This is a genomic window from Bacillus sp. (in: firmicutes) (assembly GCF_031983925.1).
Taxonomy (GTDB): domain Bacteria; phylum Bacillota; class Bacilli; order Bacillales; family Bacillaceae_G; genus Bacillus_A; species Bacillus_A pacificus.
Window position 1 is genome coordinate 836,472 of record NZ_DALYZR010000002.1, and the last position, 17,077, is coordinate 853,548.

Annotated in this window: 19 protein-coding genes; 1 reads left to right on the forward strand and 18 read right to left on the reverse strand. The window is 35.0% G+C overall.

The window, feature by feature from the left end:
• Nucleotides 1-25 precede the first annotated feature (25 nt).
• Both RTP99_RS10395 and RTP99_RS10400 read right to left on the reverse strand, forming a co-directional pair.
• Nucleotides 26-208 carry a hypothetical protein gene (locus RTP99_RS10395; protein WP_000170788.1) on the reverse strand — a complete coding sequence of 61 codons (183 nt, stop codon included), beginning with the start codon at nt 206-208 and terminating at the stop codon, nt 26-28.
• 2 nt (nt 209-210) lie between these two features.
• A complete protein-coding gene (locus RTP99_RS10400) occupies nt 211-513 on the reverse strand; it encodes a hypothetical protein (RefSeq protein ID WP_001267632.1) in 303 nt (100 codons plus the stop codon).
• Nucleotides 514-652: 139 nt separating this feature from the next.
• Between RTP99_RS10400 and RTP99_RS10405 the strand changes: the two genes are divergently transcribed.
• Nucleotides 653-856, forward strand: coding sequence for a helix-turn-helix transcriptional regulator (locus RTP99_RS10405; RefSeq protein WP_000842304.1), 204 nt, complete (start codon nt 653-655; stop codon nt 854-856).
• A gap of 38 nt (nt 857-894) precedes the next feature.
• Here the strand turns inward: RTP99_RS10405 and RTP99_RS10410 are convergent, their stop codons facing one another.
• The 16 genes from RTP99_RS10410 to RTP99_RS10485 all read right to left on the reverse strand — a co-directional run bounded on the left by RTP99_RS10410 (nt 895) and on the right by RTP99_RS10485 (nt 17,070).
• On the reverse strand, nt 895-1,680 hold the full coding sequence (locus tag RTP99_RS10410; protein WP_048532957.1) for an N-acetylmuramoyl-L-alanine amidase: 786 nt from the start codon (nt 1,678-1,680) through the stop codon (nt 895-897).
• Between the two features lie 16 nt (nt 1,681-1,696).
• Nucleotides 1,697-1,927, reverse strand: a complete 231-nt coding sequence (locus tag RTP99_RS10415; protein WP_000787571.1) for a phage holin — start codon at nt 1,925-1,927, stop codon at nt 1,697-1,699.
• Between the two features lie 42 nt (nt 1,928-1,969).
• Entirely contained in the window at nt 1,970-2,209 is a 240-nt protein-coding gene (locus RTP99_RS10420) for a hemolysin XhlA family protein (RefSeq protein ID WP_001115042.1), read from the reverse strand.
• Between the two features lie 15 nt (nt 2,210-2,224).
• The gene (locus RTP99_RS10425; protein WP_192825546.1) at nt 2,225-3,184 is read right to left on the reverse strand and encodes a tyrosine-type recombinase/integrase; all 960 of its coding nucleotides are present in this window, start codon (nt 3,182-3,184) and stop codon (nt 2,225-2,227) included.
• A gap of 127 nt (nt 3,185-3,311) precedes the next feature.
• Entirely contained in the window at nt 3,312-3,869 is a 558-nt protein-coding gene (locus RTP99_RS10430; protein ID WP_046648182.1) for a serine O-acetyltransferase, read from the reverse strand.
• A gap of 86 nt (nt 3,870-3,955) precedes the next feature.
• Nucleotides 3,956-6,142 (reverse strand): BppU family phage baseplate upper protein, encoded by a 2,187-nt coding sequence (locus RTP99_RS10435; RefSeq protein WP_312365550.1) that lies wholly within the window; start codon nt 6,140-6,142, stop codon nt 3,956-3,958.
• Entirely contained in the window at nt 6,139-8,739 is a 2,601-nt protein-coding gene (locus RTP99_RS10440; protein ID WP_052760943.1) for a phage tail spike protein, read from the reverse strand. Before RTP99_RS10440 ends, RTP99_RS10435 begins: the two co-directional genes overlap by 4 nt.
• Entirely contained in the window at nt 8,736-9,422 is a 687-nt protein-coding gene (locus tag RTP99_RS10445) for a phage tail domain-containing protein (protein WP_046648184.1), read from the reverse strand. Before RTP99_RS10445 ends, RTP99_RS10440 begins: the two co-directional genes overlap by 4 nt.
• Entirely contained in the window at nt 9,415-14,088 is a 4,674-nt protein-coding gene (locus tag RTP99_RS10450) for a hypothetical protein (RefSeq protein ID WP_046648186.1), read from the reverse strand. The genes RTP99_RS10445 and RTP99_RS10450 overlap by 8 nt, the downstream gene beginning before the upstream one ends.
• A 178-nt stretch (nt 14,089-14,266) precedes the next feature.
• Nucleotides 14,267-14,728 (reverse strand): hypothetical protein, encoded by a 462-nt coding sequence (locus tag RTP99_RS10455; protein ID WP_046648187.1) that lies wholly within the window; start codon nt 14,726-14,728, stop codon nt 14,267-14,269.
• Nucleotides 14,729-14,802: 74 nt separating this feature from the next.
• Nucleotides 14,803-15,390 carry a hypothetical protein gene (locus RTP99_RS10460; RefSeq protein ID WP_048533096.1) on the reverse strand — a complete coding sequence of 196 codons (588 nt, stop codon included), beginning with the start codon at nt 15,388-15,390 and terminating at the stop codon, nt 14,803-14,805.
• Complete coding sequence (locus tag RTP99_RS10465) at nt 15,391-15,819, reverse strand: hypothetical protein (RefSeq protein WP_080344566.1); 429 nt, start codon at nt 15,817-15,819, stop codon at nt 15,391-15,393.
• A complete protein-coding gene (locus RTP99_RS10470) occupies nt 15,806-16,207 on the reverse strand; it encodes a hypothetical protein (protein WP_233461857.1) in 402 nt (133 codons plus the stop codon). Before RTP99_RS10470 ends, RTP99_RS10465 begins: the two co-directional genes overlap by 14 nt.
• Entirely contained in the window at nt 16,200-16,556 is a 357-nt protein-coding gene (locus tag RTP99_RS10475; protein WP_046648192.1) for a phage head closure protein, read from the reverse strand. The genes RTP99_RS10470 and RTP99_RS10475 overlap by 8 nt, the downstream gene beginning before the upstream one ends.
• A complete protein-coding gene (locus RTP99_RS10480; RefSeq protein WP_046648194.1) occupies nt 16,537-16,836 on the reverse strand; it encodes a phage head-tail connector protein in 300 nt (99 codons plus the stop codon). The genes RTP99_RS10475 and RTP99_RS10480 overlap by 20 nt, the downstream gene beginning before the upstream one ends.
• 9 nt (nt 16,837-16,845) lie before the next feature.
• The gene (locus RTP99_RS10485) at nt 16,846-17,070 is read right to left on the reverse strand and encodes a hypothetical protein (protein WP_046648195.1); all 225 of its coding nucleotides are present in this window, start codon (nt 17,068-17,070) and stop codon (nt 16,846-16,848) included.
• Between the last annotated feature and the right edge of the window lie 7 nt (nt 17,071-17,077).

A 17,077-nucleotide genomic window follows, 5' to 3' on the forward strand; every position in this document is an offset into this window, starting at 1 on the left:
TCCCACCCTTCCATATTGTATTCCTTCATAGAAACATAACCAGAACATAACGTAGAAGATATAAGAACGAGCCCGTGAGCGTTGTGTACAAAGTAATACGTGGAAGCCAATGAGGAACATTCTTCCCCATTTTTTCTGCTACCTTCATTCCAACTACTGACAAACCTGTTGCCGTCCAAATAACTACCGCTTCTCCTGCGAGTGTCATGCCTATTCCTCCTCTTCTTTTTCACGAAATATAATACCTTTTCTTGTAAGGACTGCATCATAACATTCCATTAAAGTTTCCCAATTTAAAATATCTTCTTCCTCACCATATAGATCCTCTTCAATAACCTGGGATAAACTGAAATATCTTTTATATTCCTTGTTATTAAACACTTCATGATTTTTCATATGATTCATAATTGATTCCGTTTCTGCTCTTGATCTGGATTCATTGTACATCGAGCGTAATTCTTTTGACGGATGAAGATATGGAGTTGTGTTCAGATGATTGTACTGCCAACGCATGTAATCCTCTCCCCTCTTGATGCCCTTAGTTCCACTTGGTATTCCTCGTGGTCTTGATATAGGTATATGAACTAGAATGAAGGAATTTGCCTGTCCTACGAGAAAAAATACAAAAGACAAACATAAAAGAGGTGGTAACATGAAAAGCCGTTTAAAAGAAATTTTAGATAACCGAGGAATGAAATATAGTTTTGTAGCAAAAAAAGCAAACATCGCAAGCTCGACGATGTCAGCTTTAGTTAAAGGTGGATTACCTACCTTACCTGTTGCGTATCGAATAGCTAAAGTGTTGGATATGCGTTTAGAAGATATTTGGATTGAAGATGATTATGAGGGCAAATAAAAAAAGAGCCGCTCAACAACGGCTCTTTTTTTATAAAACTATTCTTTTGTATAGAAGTATTTAAGTCCTTTCGCATCTAACCATACTGTTGCTCGATCTAATTCATTCCCTTGGCGGTAATTTGTCTCAAATCTAACTAGACCTTGCTTGTCCCCACCAGAAATAATACGAGATTCATATCCTAAAGAATCCATCATTCCTAACATTTCTGGTACTAACGCTGTTCCAAATTCATACGTAACAACTTTATTAAATTTATTCACTGTGATCTCCACCTCTCCATTATTTGTACTTGATTGAATTGTTTTGCCAACAATAACTTCAGCTACCGCTTTAGCTGCCTTATCAAAGTTAGCACGGTATTTTTGCATATCTGTTTCATTATCGATAAAGCAAATTTCAGGGAGTAATCCAGTCTTAGTTTTATTAATCCATCCTAAATCCGTAGAAAATTTAATCCCTCGATCTCTCAATCCAAATGCATCAGCCATTGCCTTTGAAATCTTTGCTGCTAATTCTCTATTTCCGTACGAAGGATGTAACCAAACTTCACACCCTGTACCACCAGGTGTAGCATTCAAATGAAATTGCAAATCTACATTACTATCCGCTACACGTAAATGATTATTTGCTGCATTGCTCCAAACTGCAGTTTGTGTTGTTCCAACTTCATCAGAACAATTCACATATTTCCATCCAGCTGCTTGTACATACTTAGCAACTGCATCAAGGAACTTTCTATCCTCCACATGTTCTTTCCCATAAGCGCTATTTGCACCTTGCACGATACTATTGTGACCACCTGATCCTGCAAAACAACCCATTGTTCAACATCTCCTTTTAGTGTAAGTTATTTTTTTGTAATACATCTTTTTGTTGTAATCCTTTATTGCTTAAATAGTTGTTCTTCCATGCCATATATAGAGTGAAAGCTCCTGTAATTACTGCCACTAAATCGTTTGTAATTTTGTCATCAATCGTTTGGTACCCAATAAGATTCAAAACACTGTTAATCACAGCGATTACTAATACGACATAACGACTAATTGAAGCTGCATCAAAGTTTTTCATAATCTCACCTCCTTTCAATAAAAAAAGTGACCGTATATACGATCACTTCCCTGCGAATTTAAAAAGAGCCATTATCCCACCGGTGATAATAGCTCCAACTACTGTAGTACCAATCCAAAATACTAATTTATCTAATCGATCAATCCTCAAATGAGCACTTTTCGCTGACTGTTGCGCTTCAATTGCAACATCCTTAACATTGCCGAGTGTATCTAGCTTAGTTTCCACCCTTGTTAATCCAACTAGTAATTCCTTAAAGTCATCATGTTTTTGTTCTGGCATTTATTAAGCCTCCCTTTAAGCTGCAAAGCAACTTGGATCCATTCCGAAAATATCTGCAATATCCTCTTCGCTCCTGTCTTTTAAATAGGATTGTGTTGTTGAAATATCCGAATGATTTGCAAGTGATTTTAATTTTTCTAGTGGTACACCTTGCACTTTTAAATTATCTAATCTGCTATGACGAAAACAGTGAGGATTAATTTTATATTCCTTACCTTCTTTTTCGCATAGCATCTTAGCGAATATCTTGCACCAGTAATTAAATGCACTCTTATTTAAAAGTTTTCGCTCACCATTCTTATAAACTCGTACGAACAAATCTGGAATAGTATCTTTACCACGCTGTTCTATATATAAACGAATACATTTCTGTACTCGGGGATTGTAATACAATCTAAATTTCTTACCTCGCTTACCACGTACTACGTTTGTAAAGTAACGTTCTGTCAGTTCTTCTTTTTGAACTTGGTAGACCTCATTCTTCCTTGCTGCACTGTAATAAGAAAGCGCTAAATAGGTTGCTAACATATATTTCTCTTGTTCAAGTAATTCATCGATTAACCACTCAATTTGTTCTTCAGTTATAAAAGTGATTTCTCTGACTGGATTCTTAGGTAATCCTCTAACCCGTGAACCTACATTAAATTCATAATCATAGTCGTCATCATCCGCACAAAACTCTAACGCGGACCTTAATGCACTCATCAGTCCATTTACACGCGCATTAGACATTCCCAGCTCTTGAAAAATAATAGATAAGTTTCGAATATCCTTACGTGTTAATTCAATTAGATTTTTATTTTCGAAGTGTTGATGTAATAGAAACAAAATAATTCGTAAATCCCAATGATATTGCTGTAAAGTGCTTGCCGCTTTCCCTTGTGATTTCTTTTCAATTAGAAAATCTTTGACTAGGTTTTTGTTTTCTTGGCTAACATGCTTTTCATAAATTTCTTGGTCTACTATTCGTTTCACACTGATCATCTCCTCAAAATAAAAAGAGAAGCGAAGTCACTCCTCCTGATCTATGAATTGAATTTTTACTCAAAGCCGTATTTTATTTAAAATAGCATTGGAATATAATAATTTAAATTAGTTTTTATTAAACAACATTATTTACATATCCATCTGTTGCATTTTTGTTTTCAATGACTTTCGCTGGACTTCCTATAACGATAGAATCACTTGGAACATCAAAATTAACATAAGTATTCGGAGCGATTAATACGTTATCTCCAATTTTAACGTTTCCTACTACAGTAGAATTTGCTCCTATCCATACTTTATTCCCTATAATTGGAACACCTTGCTTCTTCCCTCTATTAGCCTGTCCAATAGTAACGCCTTTTGTAATATTAACATTATCACCAACGATGGCTTTAGGATTGACGGTAATACCTCCGAGATGATTAATATAAAGGCCTTTTCCGATTTTTACTGCATCAGATATTTCATATCCATATTTATATCTGTATTTTCTTAATAAAATCTTCCAAAATATATATTGAAACTTACGAATCTTTTTACCTTTATAAAACTGACACTTTCTTAAAATATAAGTGTATCTAAATCCTTCATTAGTTATTAAATTTTTAAAAAATGTTTTTTTTGAGCTATTACCAGTATATCTGTATAAATCAGTTTTTATTTTCTCTTCCATTTACACCAATCCCTAATATAAATTAATTTTTAACATAATTATACAATATACATATATTACATGGACATATTTTCAAAAAAACTTTTCTATTTTGCGATCCAACCTGTACTTCCTGTGCCACTCTCTTTAATGTAATAAGTACTTCCTGTACTTCCATCGGAGCGAATGTATTCACTTCCGACTTTTGCAGTTATTACTCCTTCTGGAGATCCAACACCATATAGTTTCTTTATAGCACTTTTAGTGTTAAATATAGAATTATCTCTTTCATCTACGCAATCTAAAAATACAACGTTACCATTACTATTAACCCATTCGAAAGTAGTAAAATTACCAGAAACGATACAGTTTTTAAACATACTTCGAGCTTGTTCATATGTGTAACTTACATACGGTAAAGGTGTTTGTGTTTTTATATCAAACGTACAGTTGAAATATCTAGTATTGTTTGCTCTGTGTGATATAGGGTCATTTGTTTTCGGAGATATAAGAGTAAGATGACAGTCATAAAATTCAAGTAAAGTAACCCAGTAACCAGTGTGGTTAAATATAGCTACTCCCTCTTCACTGATTACATCTAAAAAAGTTACTTTATCTAACTTTGCATACCCTAGCGAATTAGCTACTACTACCCTTGTTGAAAGTCTGTCTACAATCCCATTTATTAGTATAATGATACCGTTAGGTGAATTCAGACCTGATATTAATGTTCCACCGCCAGAAACAGAAAAGTTTGAGACCTTAAGTTTCCCGTCTTCTATACTAGCAAATATGTTTTTTGATGTAAGAGTTTTGTCTATTGTAACTATTACATTTGAAATTGTAACATCTGCTTTTTGCTCAGATGCAATTAATCCACCTCCACTATTTAAAACAATATCAGTAAATATTATGTTTTTAGGCGGCGCATTTCCCGTATCATCTTTAACATCTATAGCATAACTATTACTACCAATCATCTTAATGTCACTTATAGTTAAATTTGTTGTTGCACTATTAATATAAATGTGATGATCAAATCCACTATTCATACCCAATCTATCCGAATAAAATGTTCTACCTGTTATAACATCTGTATTAGATACATAAAAAGGTTGGTAAGTTCCATTAAAACTTAAATTGTCAAAATGAATTTGTTTCCCATACGTATCTATTTTTAGGCCGAATTCACAATTCTCAAATGTTAGTTTTTCTAACTTAATGTTTTCTACGTTAGATAGTACAATCGCGTTAACATTAGAACCTAATTGCCCTCTTCCATTGCTTCTTGTTTTATCGTTTTTTGAATAAAAATGTAAACCTTTAAAGTTTATATTTTTATTAACTTTTGTTTTATCAGTCTTAAATACATTTCTAACTGTATTTACGGAATTAATAATAATTTTTGTGTTTTGTCCTTCGACGATAATGTTAGACGGTATTACAATTTCACCTGATTTTATAGCGCACCCTTCGTTTGTAAAAGGTATAAGGACTTTTCCGCCCCCGATTTTCGATAGTTCATTGATTGTATTTTGTATAGATATAGTATCATCCGTTACACCATCTAACTTTGCACCATATGTTCTTACGTTATATGCAATATTCGATAAAATCTCAATTTGAGAAGTATTATTTATAAAACCTTTATCTATACGCTCTTTTAACGTATTAAATGATTCACCGTTTTCATCTACCCTCGCTTGAGCTGCTTCAACGGAAGAATCACCATTTATAACAATTTGATTCAATTGTTCTTGTACACTTTCAGAAATTGATTTAGCTTGTTCGGCAAATGTTTTTGCGTCATGTGCTTCTTGATATGCTACGCTGTTTAATACATCTAATTGTATCGCTTCTAAATCTCTAATTAATTGATCTAATTGAGAAATGTAAGTTTTAGATGGAATTCTGTTAGTCAATGCATCAGGTAATGAAACGATAATAAAGTCTTGAGTTGTCGCCTTTACAGTCGAATTCTTCTCCACAGTAAAATACGCTTGTTTAGATTTTCCCACAGATGCAAATGTTTGTGCTGGGAATGTGTATTCGAAATGTCCTTTCGCTGCATCTATCATAGTGATTCCATTCTTATCTCTTACAGAAGTATTGTCAGGTTTAGCACATTCGAAATAAACGTCACTTCCAGTTAGGTTATATGGAATAAAACCGTCAACAACATATACATCCACGGTATTAATATCTTTATCACCTACCCTTCCAGTGACAAGGGAGTTTAATTGGGCGTATTGTGTTTTGTTGATATCAAGGATTAATCTGGTCTTCATAATCATTCCACTCCTTTGTACTCAGATTCATCAATTTTAATTTCACCGTCCACAGTTACTTCTTCTGGCATATCACCAGCCATGTCAAAAATACTCGATCTTCTTTTTACAGATCGAGCTAACATAGGTCGTATTGATAATTCCTCCTCTTTCACAATCTTAATTTCATAAGAAAATGAAATATCATTATCGCTTTCCACAATGAAATATTTTGCATTACGTTCAGAAACCCAGATATCACCGCGACCATATTTACTAATAAAAACATGATAATTACTTGTTTCATTTTGAAAGAAAATAGGTAAATCAATCTTAACTTGTCCATCCACAGTTTCGCTCTCTCCAATGTGGGTAAAGGTTTCGGAAGAGTTCATTACACTAGACATTTCTTTAGTTGCGTTAACTGTTGCTAACGATCTAACTAAAGTTTGTGGTTGGTCTATATTGTTATTGACTAAAGTTCTATTTACAGTTGTATTAACAATAGCCCAATTATGCATATTTAATTCGCCATATGCATCTAGATTATTCTTGTAAGTAACACTAAACACTTCGTAAAAACTTCCGTTAACCGCATAACATAGCATTGCTTTCGTTGCGCTACTAACAGCTAAAGAAGATGAACTTGTTTTAAACACACCGTTATTAAGGCGGTTAGTGCCCGAACCATCGAATCCAATACCTCCATTGGCGTAAAACGTTCCGTGAGAGTAAGAGTAATCGTCTTTGATGCCTAAAATATTAATGGCGGTATCTCCGGACAAACGAGAAAGAGCGATGCCAGTATCAGAAACTAAAGCTAATTTATCACCATCAGGGAAACTTATTTTTTGTATATATTTATAAGCTATCCCATCACTACTTTTGTTAAAGACAATTTTAAAACCGTTAGTCAATAAATTTTCCCACATATGGTTACCTTTCATTCCATACATACTAGGGTCATCTACAATCTCAAAATACGGATTATAGTAGTCTGTGGCAGTATTGTAGACAGATAAACTCAAGAACCTACCTGGACGGATAGCGACGCTTACGCCTTTCTTACCTGGCATATCCGCTTTTCCTTGGTACCCCAGGAAACCAATCATCGTTTCGGTATCATCAAATACATTAAGCCTACCTATGGAGTCTAATTGCATTCTTCTTTTCCCGTTGACTCGCGACTCTAAACCCTCAGGTAATAATTTAATTACGTTACCGAATTCATTAAATCCAGTTTGAACCATTGAAGCATTTAATTTTCCAGTTGTTATGAAATCGGCTACGATTGAGCCATCCATCGTCATTGCTAAACCGTATGGTCCATTAATGCCTTGACTAGAATAGCCTAAACCGTTGATATTCCATTGCCACACTTTTCTAGCTGTTGATTCCTTTTCTGTATCCATAATTAAGATACGTTCTGGATAAATACGAACATGACCGCCAAAACCACTGTTAATCAAATCAGTAGCACGATCCTTAGCTTTTTGTAAGAAACTCGTTTCTAATCCGTCTAGATTATCTTGTATTCTATCTACTTTGTTAGCCACATCAGTAAATGACTCTTTATAGTTTCCTAATGTGATATCAATATATTCTTCGTTCAATGGATCGTATTTGTAAGATACAACTTTTGCCTTGACGTCAATTCCTTCATCCAAATGTTGAACTGTTACTGTATCCCCCATATAAACACGTTGCAATACAGATAAATCTTTATATTCTTCAGTTTGAGATAACTCCTGGAATTTAACTTTATAAGTCGCTAGTGGTTGATCCACATGTTGACTATTGAACATCCCTAATGCAAGCCCACGTAATTTGTTTAAAGCTTCTGGCAACGGCAAAGCATCGTCGTCGTTTATAGCATCTCCTTGCTTTGCTTTAACTTCCGGGAACTCAATTTTTCTAATTTTAGGATTCACATATTTATTGACTAACGGACTAGTTACATATTTTTCGGGAAGAAGAAGTCCATCAAAGCCCTGCGGCATTATCTTTGTAATAGGAGATTGCCAATCCACATCCGCTTCGTATCCTAATAAATCTTTTTTATGTTGGATTACAACACCGCGATCCCTACCGCGTCTAGATAACATTCGTACGTTGAAATTATCTCGTAATAGCTCGCCACCCCAACGGTTCAAGAATGAGTTATCTTGTCCATTATCCAATAAGAATTCTACTGGATTTTTTCCAACTAATCGTGCATTTGCAATGTTCTCAATATCGCTATAAAAATCAAATTTAGTTGGATATTGTAGAGCGCCTTTAACTTGATCTAAAGCGCCCATTCCTGATTTACCCACGATGTTTGTATCTTCTATGAAGTTATCCACCAAGTCGTAGAAAATGTGATAACAAAACACTTGTACAATACCATTAGTTGGATGTGGATTTGCCACACGGAACAATTGATCTCCATCAGGAGTTGGCGCTTTGATTAAATATTGTCCATCTATTTCTAAGCCATGTGGAGAAAAAAGAGGATATTTAAAACTTAGTGTATAAACACCGTTTAAAATTTCCTCAATTTCAGCTTCATAAATATTATTATCAAGAATACCTATACCATTGTGGGTAAAGTCTGTTTCGTTAGGCTTATAAAGTGTAATCAAATGTATCGCCACCTTGTTTCTATATCGATTTTAGATACACTCCCCGTCCACGCTATTGTGTTTTCTCCCTCTTTGAATGTAGGGAACTTCCCAACCATTTTGTTATTCATAGGAGTTGTATTGTAGTAGCATTCCATTAAATCAGAATCAACAATAACAAAAGGATTAACGTCTTTTACTTGGAATGAAATTCCGTTAATCTGTATCGTTATATTTCCTGTTCCGTAAATCGTTAATTTCGGTAAAGAATGTAATGTACCTTGATTTATAATCGTAACGGGATTTGTTATTGTAATTGGCTGTTCAATAGCGTACTCATATGGATCAGCTTTAAATATAACTTCGAACTTACCGTATTCCTCTATTTCATTATCTATATCTCCAATTTCAACTGACTTTATCTTTCTATAAACATAGTCGTCAGTGAATGAAACAATCTTAGCACTCATTATCCAAGCTTTTATTTGTCTTAATAAAGGTTTAATATTTTCATCTTCAAGTAAATTAAACTCAACTGTAAAATCAACATCTTCATAACCTTTTTCTTTTGTTAACGCTCCATTTTCTCTTCCGTCAACTTCAATAAATTCAATTTTCTTTTTAGCTGTCGGTATTTTAGGGCGCTCTACCATACAAAGATGGTAGTTTTGCCCTAACATTTCATTTATTCGAATATCAACCACGTCGCGCCCTCCCTATACCTATATTTAATGATTGTCCTTTCTTAACAAACCAATCATCGGCTTTTTCAAACATACGATCAATATCACGTTCATTATTAATTGTGTTATAAAAATTAATTTCAACAGGACCACTACCAATTGGCTGAACAATCGGTTGAACTGCTCCTGTCGCCAGTGCAGACAGATTAGAAGCGATGTTATCTTGTTTATTTATTCCATATAAATTTAACTTTTTAAAAGTATCATCCACCATATTTGAGATATTGTTGAAAGCGGATTGCAACACATTATCTTTGTTTGCATTATTGTTTGGAGCATTATAAAAATCTTTTAGAATTTGTTCCCTGAAACCAGCTATTTTTTTACCGATTTCTAACCACTTATTGGATTCCTTAAATTCTTTTAGTATATCTTGGGATGGGTTCCCGCCCTCTAATATACTACGAATATAACGGGCAATAGGACTATCGTCTTCCACTCCATCAATGGTGAAACTTTCTAATTCTTTACCCACCGCTTTTAATGCATCCCTCATGTCCATTGGTAAATGAGTAATCCAATCATTAAGATAATCTCCATCGTATAATATTGCTTCAAAATAACTCCTAAGAGGATTGTTATTCATCATTCCGTTGATAGCGGAACTATTGAACGCACCTAACGTATTTTCTAATACGGAATAGACCGAAGTTGCTAAGTTTTTAGCCGCTGCGAGAACCGTCGATACAGATTGCTCCATACCTACAGCAATCCCGGCACCAACTTGCTTACCAACCTGATCCCTCATTTTTCGAGATGGACTATGAATGTCGAAGAATGAAGTAAAACCGTCAAGAATATCGTTACCAATAGATTTCACCTTATTTAACAATTTACCACCCATACTACCTAGACCGTCTATCAATCCACTTATAATATCTTTACCTATCTTGAATAAATCAATCTTCTTTAAAGTATCAACAATCTTCGGTACAATATCTGTCACGATTGTAGAACCTAATTTTCCAACCATACTGACAATACCTTTTATTAAAGCCCAAATCAGTTGAACACCAGCTTCAAGGATTTTAGGTAGATTCTTAATTAATTCTCCTGCTAAAGTAACAATTAGCTTTAATGCTGCTGCAATTAATTCTGGTATCACTTTTACGATACCGGCAATCAACATAAGTAAAATTTTCACACCAGCTTCAAGTATCTTCGGCAAATTCGCAATTAATGTAGATGCTATTTTGACAATTAAATCTAAAGCCGCAATAATAAGCTGTGGTAACACTTGTACAATTCCATCAATAATGGCCATTAAAATCTTTACACCGGATTCAATTATTTTAGGTAAGTTTGCTAATAAAGTCTCCGCTACTTTGGTTATAAGATTTATTGCTAAATCAATAAGTTGCGGTAGCATTTTAATGATTCCGTCTATTAAGCTAGTTAAAACCTTAACACCAGCTTCAATAATCATAGGTAAATTCGCTGTAATGGCTTCAATTAAAGTTGTAATGACTGTAATAATCGCTAAAGCAATCATTGGTAAAGCTTGTGTGATTCCTGTAATTAATGAAACTAATAAATTTATCCCCATTTCAATTAATTGCGGTAAAAATGACATAATTCCGTTAATAATAGTTTGAATAATTGTTACAGCTATTTGAATTAACTGTGGAAGCATCTGCATAATTCCGTTTATTAAGGTTAGGATCAATTGAAGTCCTGTTTCTATCAGTGTAGGTAAGACTTGTACAATTCCAGAAATTAAAGTTTGAATGATTTGTATTCCCGTTTGAACAATCATAGGGAGATAGGTAGCAATCATCTGTGAAATTGTATTTATAATCCCAACAATGGCTTCGATGATAATTGGAGCCGCTACAACCAAACCATTCACAAGGTTTGAAATCATTTGTGATCCCGCTTCAAGAAATTGCGGTAATACCGTTGTTACGAAATTAGCTATATTGGTAAAAATGTTTGTAATAGTTTCAAGAATAATTCCTGAGTTTGCATTCAAATACTCCGCTATTGCTGGTAAATAACGAGACACAGATACGAGAACACCTGGAAGTCCTCCGATAATTGCTCCCGCTATACTAGGACCGATCATCTTAAAGATTTCGCCTAACTGGCTAAAATCTCCTGAAAAAACAGCTTTTACTGCATCAAAAAGATGAAGGCACGCTTCGCGTATCTTGCTAACTGCCAATCCTATCATTTCAGCTGCATCTTGAAATCCTTTTGGTAAATGAGTAATCCAATCATTTAAATAATCTCCATCAACAGCCGTATAGAATAGATATTTACCAAGTGAAGATAATGCGTGTCCAAAGTTTTGAACGCTTTCGATTACATTCGTAATGCTATTTCTAAACCCTTCGTTGTTTTCCCAAAGGTGTTTTATCCCAACAACTAATCCAACAATTGCGGCGGTTACCCCAATAATAATTGCGGTGGCGGAGAAGAATGTCGCGGCAACCGCTCCTACACTTAGTCCGGCATATGTGGCATAACTGGCTAATGTAATAAATACAGGCCCTAAAGCCATACCAGCTCCAATTAAGATTCCAAGCGCGGTTACAATTGTTGTTATAGCTGCTGCTAACGCTGGATGTTCTGAAACAAAGCTCGCAAAAGCACTAATTACATCAGCAATAACTCCTAAAACAGGTTCAAGTGCCATTTTCAAATCGTTCATAGCTTTTTGGAACTTTACTGCCGGGCTGGCATCCATTTTCTTGATCATTTCATTTAGTTGTTCTTGATCTTTGTTTAAATCTATAACTTTATCTTGAGCACCAATAAGTGTATTGGTAATATTCTGCCCTTGATCTTCATACATCGTTCCGAAAAGCTTAACACCAATCTCGTTTCGTTTTGTTTCGTCTTCAATGCTAACTAAAGCTTTAGCAATCTCTGTCATTGCTGCCGAGCCTTCTTTACCACCTTTAGCGACAGATTTCCCCCACTTTTCTAACTGATCAGCCGAAATTTTAGTGCCTTCAAGAGCTTCTTTCATAGACTTGTCGACACCTTGACCAAATTCAGCCGCTTTAATACGGCCTTCTTTTAGTCCATCTAAGAGATTATCAATATTCCAAGTACCTGTATCAACACCAGCTTCCATAATTGCTTGTACTTCTTCAGCATTGTAACCAGCTCGTGTTAACTGACCACCATATTCAGCAATAATGTCCAATTGCTCAGGAGGGAAACCGATTTTCAACAGCCGATTCGTTAACCCTAAGGCCGTATCACTAGTTATCCCTAATTCATTACCAATTTCATTTGCTTCTTGAATTAACTCAGTAAAATCTATACCTGCATAAGCACTTGCAATGGCTCCTGCTCCTTTTACAATGGAAGCATTCGCTTTATCACTGACAGTTTTATTTAACGCCCATTGTCTACGTGTACCCTCCAGTGCTTCTTCCACATCAACACCATAGGCTTCTACACCACGAACCGCTTCTTCTACCGATTTTTTAGAGGATGCTGGAACTTCAAAAGAAACATCAATTTTTGTTTTTAATTTAGAGGTATCAAGCGCTTGCTCAATGGCTCCTGAAATACCACCACCAGCCATTAATCCACCTAGAATATTTTCTAAACCAATATCTAATTCTTTGAAACTGTGTGATGCTCTCTCTGCTTCTCGTGAAAGGTCTCTCAAATCATTTCGAACTTGTTGTAATGAGTTTCCATCATCTATAGAACGAAGAGATCGCTGTAATTTCTCAATGTCTGCTTCTGAACCTAATGCTTCACGACCGATGATTTGAATTGCTTGTTCTAACTGCCTAGCTGTCGCTGTACCGTTTCGTATTGCGTTTGTAAGGTTATTCCCTAATGCATTTGCAAAGTGGTCTACACTCGTTTCAGTCGCATCAAAGAATGTCTTTAATTGTTTCGTTGCGTTTTCTTGTTCCTGCAAACTTTTATTTGTCGCACTTAATTGATTCTGCAACTGCTGTTCTGCTGTCCGAGCTTGTATTAGCTGCGTTTCATATCTTTGGAGTTCACTAGCATTTTCACCATACTGCTGTTTGGCTTGATCTAACTGTTTCTGATAGTTTTGTACTTTACTAGCTGCAACAGTATGTTGCTCTCCGAGGTTATCTATTTTTAGACGTAACTTCTCTATTTCTGAAGCATTCTCACCAAGCGTTGCTTTTTGCAACTCGTATTGAGCATTTAACTTAGAAAGAGAAGATTGTAACTGTTCTTCCTGTCCTTTTAGCTCTTTCAGTTTTTGAGCTGCTTTAGCTGTTTCACTTGTTCTTTCCTGTTCAGCATCTCTCGCCTGTTTTAAACTTTCAGAAGTTTGTTTAATACTATTCGCTAACTGTTGTTCTGTTATTTGTTGACTTCGTAATTTTGATTCCAACTTTGCTACAACAGTAGAATTTTCTCCGTACAATTCTTTAGCACGTTGTAAATGTTCCGCCGTTGCTTGCGTCGCCTTTTGTGCAACTGCATACTGTTGGGAAAGGTTTTGAAGCTTTGCTTGTAGTTTTTCTGAATCAGTAGCATTTAACTTCATCTGCTCTTCTTGTAATTTCATTTCTTGACGAAGTTTTTTAGTTTCCTGATTCATGCCCTTCATAGCATCATTAAAATCTTTATTTTGCGCTTTAAATATAACTTCAACTTCCGAATTATTTCTGGCCATTTTCTCACCTACCTTTACTTGGGATTGTTACGCCATGCTTCAAACGCTGTAATCCCTGCGTAAATACGCTCAACAGACGAAATTGGCTCATGCCAAAAAGTCTCTGGATCTATTCCAGAGACTAGACAATACAAGACGTATTTATCTTCCACACATTCAATTTTAATGTCTGGATTTTTTACTTTTTTTCACCGTTACCGCCGCTATTTGTACTTTTCTTCAGCGCTGCGGCAAATTGATTTGGGTCTTGACTAATTACATCAACAACCAGTTTCGTATATAGTTCCATAGATTCTGCTAACGAATCATGATACTTCTTTAGGAATTCATCAAATGTTAACTTTTCTTTAGGGTTCGCTCCTTTAAATGCCATATAAATCACTTTATGAATACTTGTTTGATCAATTTGTTCTAATGCCGATAAGTCTTTATTATCCTTATCTCTTAGCCCATCTAAAGCTTGGAACTTTACAATGTCAGCAATAATCGAACTATGAATAAGCCCTTCTTCCTGACCTTTTTTCAAAGCGTAATTTGTTAAAAACGCCGGATATTCTTGTTCATCAACGAATCGCTGTTCATACTCACCATCTACTTTTACAAATTCCGCTTCTTTTAATGTTATTTTTTGGACTTTCATTTGCTATTTCCTCACTTTCATTTTTTCTTATTTAAACCAAAAAGAAAAAAGCCCTGTATGAAACTAGGACTTTTTTAAGGTGCTGGTGTTGTTCCTTGAACAAGAGCTGAATTAAATTGTGTATGCCATTTTTGTGCTACTGTTGCATCTTCTAACTCATCCACAAATGCCTCATAATAGAAGTGATTTAAATCATCTGGTAAGGCTGTGAATTCTAATTCCAGCATTGCCAATTCTTCTTCACCATTCGCAATAGCAAATTTAAAACCAGTGGAATTTGAGCAATTTGGAAACGCAATAAGTTTTACTAAATCTTCAAATTCGTCTACAACATCAGCTGTAAACACAAAATCATATCCTTTAGAGTCACTACCGTACGCCCAAACGCCTTTCTTTAATCCTGTTGTATCAAACCCAAAATAATCTCTTGCTACTTTAACAGGAATATGTGCTGAAACAGTAATTTTAAGCTCCGTAGTTTTCGATTTCTTTTTCAACGTCACGCCACCACATATTTTTTTCGTTTCCTTGTTTTCTGGTTCCCCTTCAATCGTTCCAACGCAACCAAATTTCTCACCTGGTTCTTGGACACCTTTCTTTTTAAATTGAATACTTGCATTCGCAATCGTCACGGAATCAAATTCTTCAATTACTTTAACCATTTAAAATTCCTCCTCCAATACTTTATCTACACCTTTGTGTAATTCTTCTAAAATCCTTGGCCTAGCGTTTACAATCCCACGCTCCGCAAATCGCTGCTCTAAAGGATTATGCGAACCTCTTCCTTCGTTTGGGAAGACTAGATAACCAAACGATCCTTTTTTATTAGCTGCTCCACCACGGGCCAATATCCTAAAACCTAAATTCATCTTTTCGCTTTTTGACCAGTTACTATCTTTGGCATGTGTCTTATTTCGAACACTCCATTTAGAACGAGATACCGGAATCAGCTTTGTAATCTCTTCTATTGCAATTTGTATACCATTCGTGTGGAGAATGGTATTGATTGTAGGTTCCATCTTATTTGGTAAAACCCGCATCTTTTCTTCAAGTTTTTCTATTGCTTCGTAATCAAGCTCAAATGCACTCAATTGGAATCACCCTCTTAAATGTAAAAACTACACGATCAATAAAACGATCTGTATCTTTCACTTGAAGACGATCACTTTTAGAAACTACAAAGGATACCATTTTCACCTTGTTAACCCACGAAATAATATCAATGACCTGCTCATCTAAATTTGATTGATTTTCCGATAAATAACTAACATATATACTTTGAGAAATTGTACGCTCATTTGAAGATGGTCGAAACTCACCATATTCCAAAATAAAACAATTGTATCCCTCTTCTGTTAGCTGCGATTCCTCATCTTCTGCTAGTTCATCCTCAACAACTAAAAGCTTAAATCCGTCTTCAAGAGCTTTTTTAACGCCACTTCTCTGCTCCTTCATAAGCTTTTTAGATTTTTCATTCACGAGATTTCACCGCCTGCTGCAAATAAAAGAAAAGGTATTGTTTGTTAGAATCATGATCCGCTTTAATCACGTCATATTCGATTCCATCCATTAATACCTTAAGTTTATTTTTATTTATTTTTCTAAATGAAGGTGGGTATAGTGTTTTAACTTTTAAATCTAATCCTGTTGTTAAAACGCCCACCATTTTGTAATCACTGTCCCGTAAAGACATTACTTTATAGGCAAGCTTTCCTTCTTCATGAAACTTCTCACCTATTCTTTTCCCTTCTTCTGAGCGTTCTGTTTTTTTATATCCGTATTGTAGAAATCCATCATTTAAGGTTTCTCTATACGCTTTTAGAGCCATTGATTACACCAACTTTTCCTAAAGCTACATCTAAAATAAGCCTGGATAATTCATTTTTATAATTTTTTTCAAACTCATCACCTGCATTGTTATAGACATATCGACACCGTTCTAATAGCAAATCTTTCGGTGTTAACTCTTTTGAAAAATCAAAAGACGCATTCGTTAATCCAAACAAATACGCCTTTCCTTTATCTAAAATACTATTTAAATGAGCATCTTCTTCGTTCCAAGTTATTTTAAGAACATCTTTTAATTCAGCAAGAAGATTGTTTTCCAATTGAACCACCTACTTCTCTTCTTGATCTGAATGTTTTTCTGTAGACTTACTTGTCGTTTTTGCTTTTTCAAGTTTAGGACCTAAGAAAGCAATTTGATATGGATTTTCGGTTGATTGCAAATATTTCACACGTTTAGCGTTAGACTTAAATCCAGCCTTTGGATATTGATCGCCTTTTTTATAAGTAATATCATCATGCTCTTTTTCAATAAAATCATTTAATACTTGGTACATATTATTC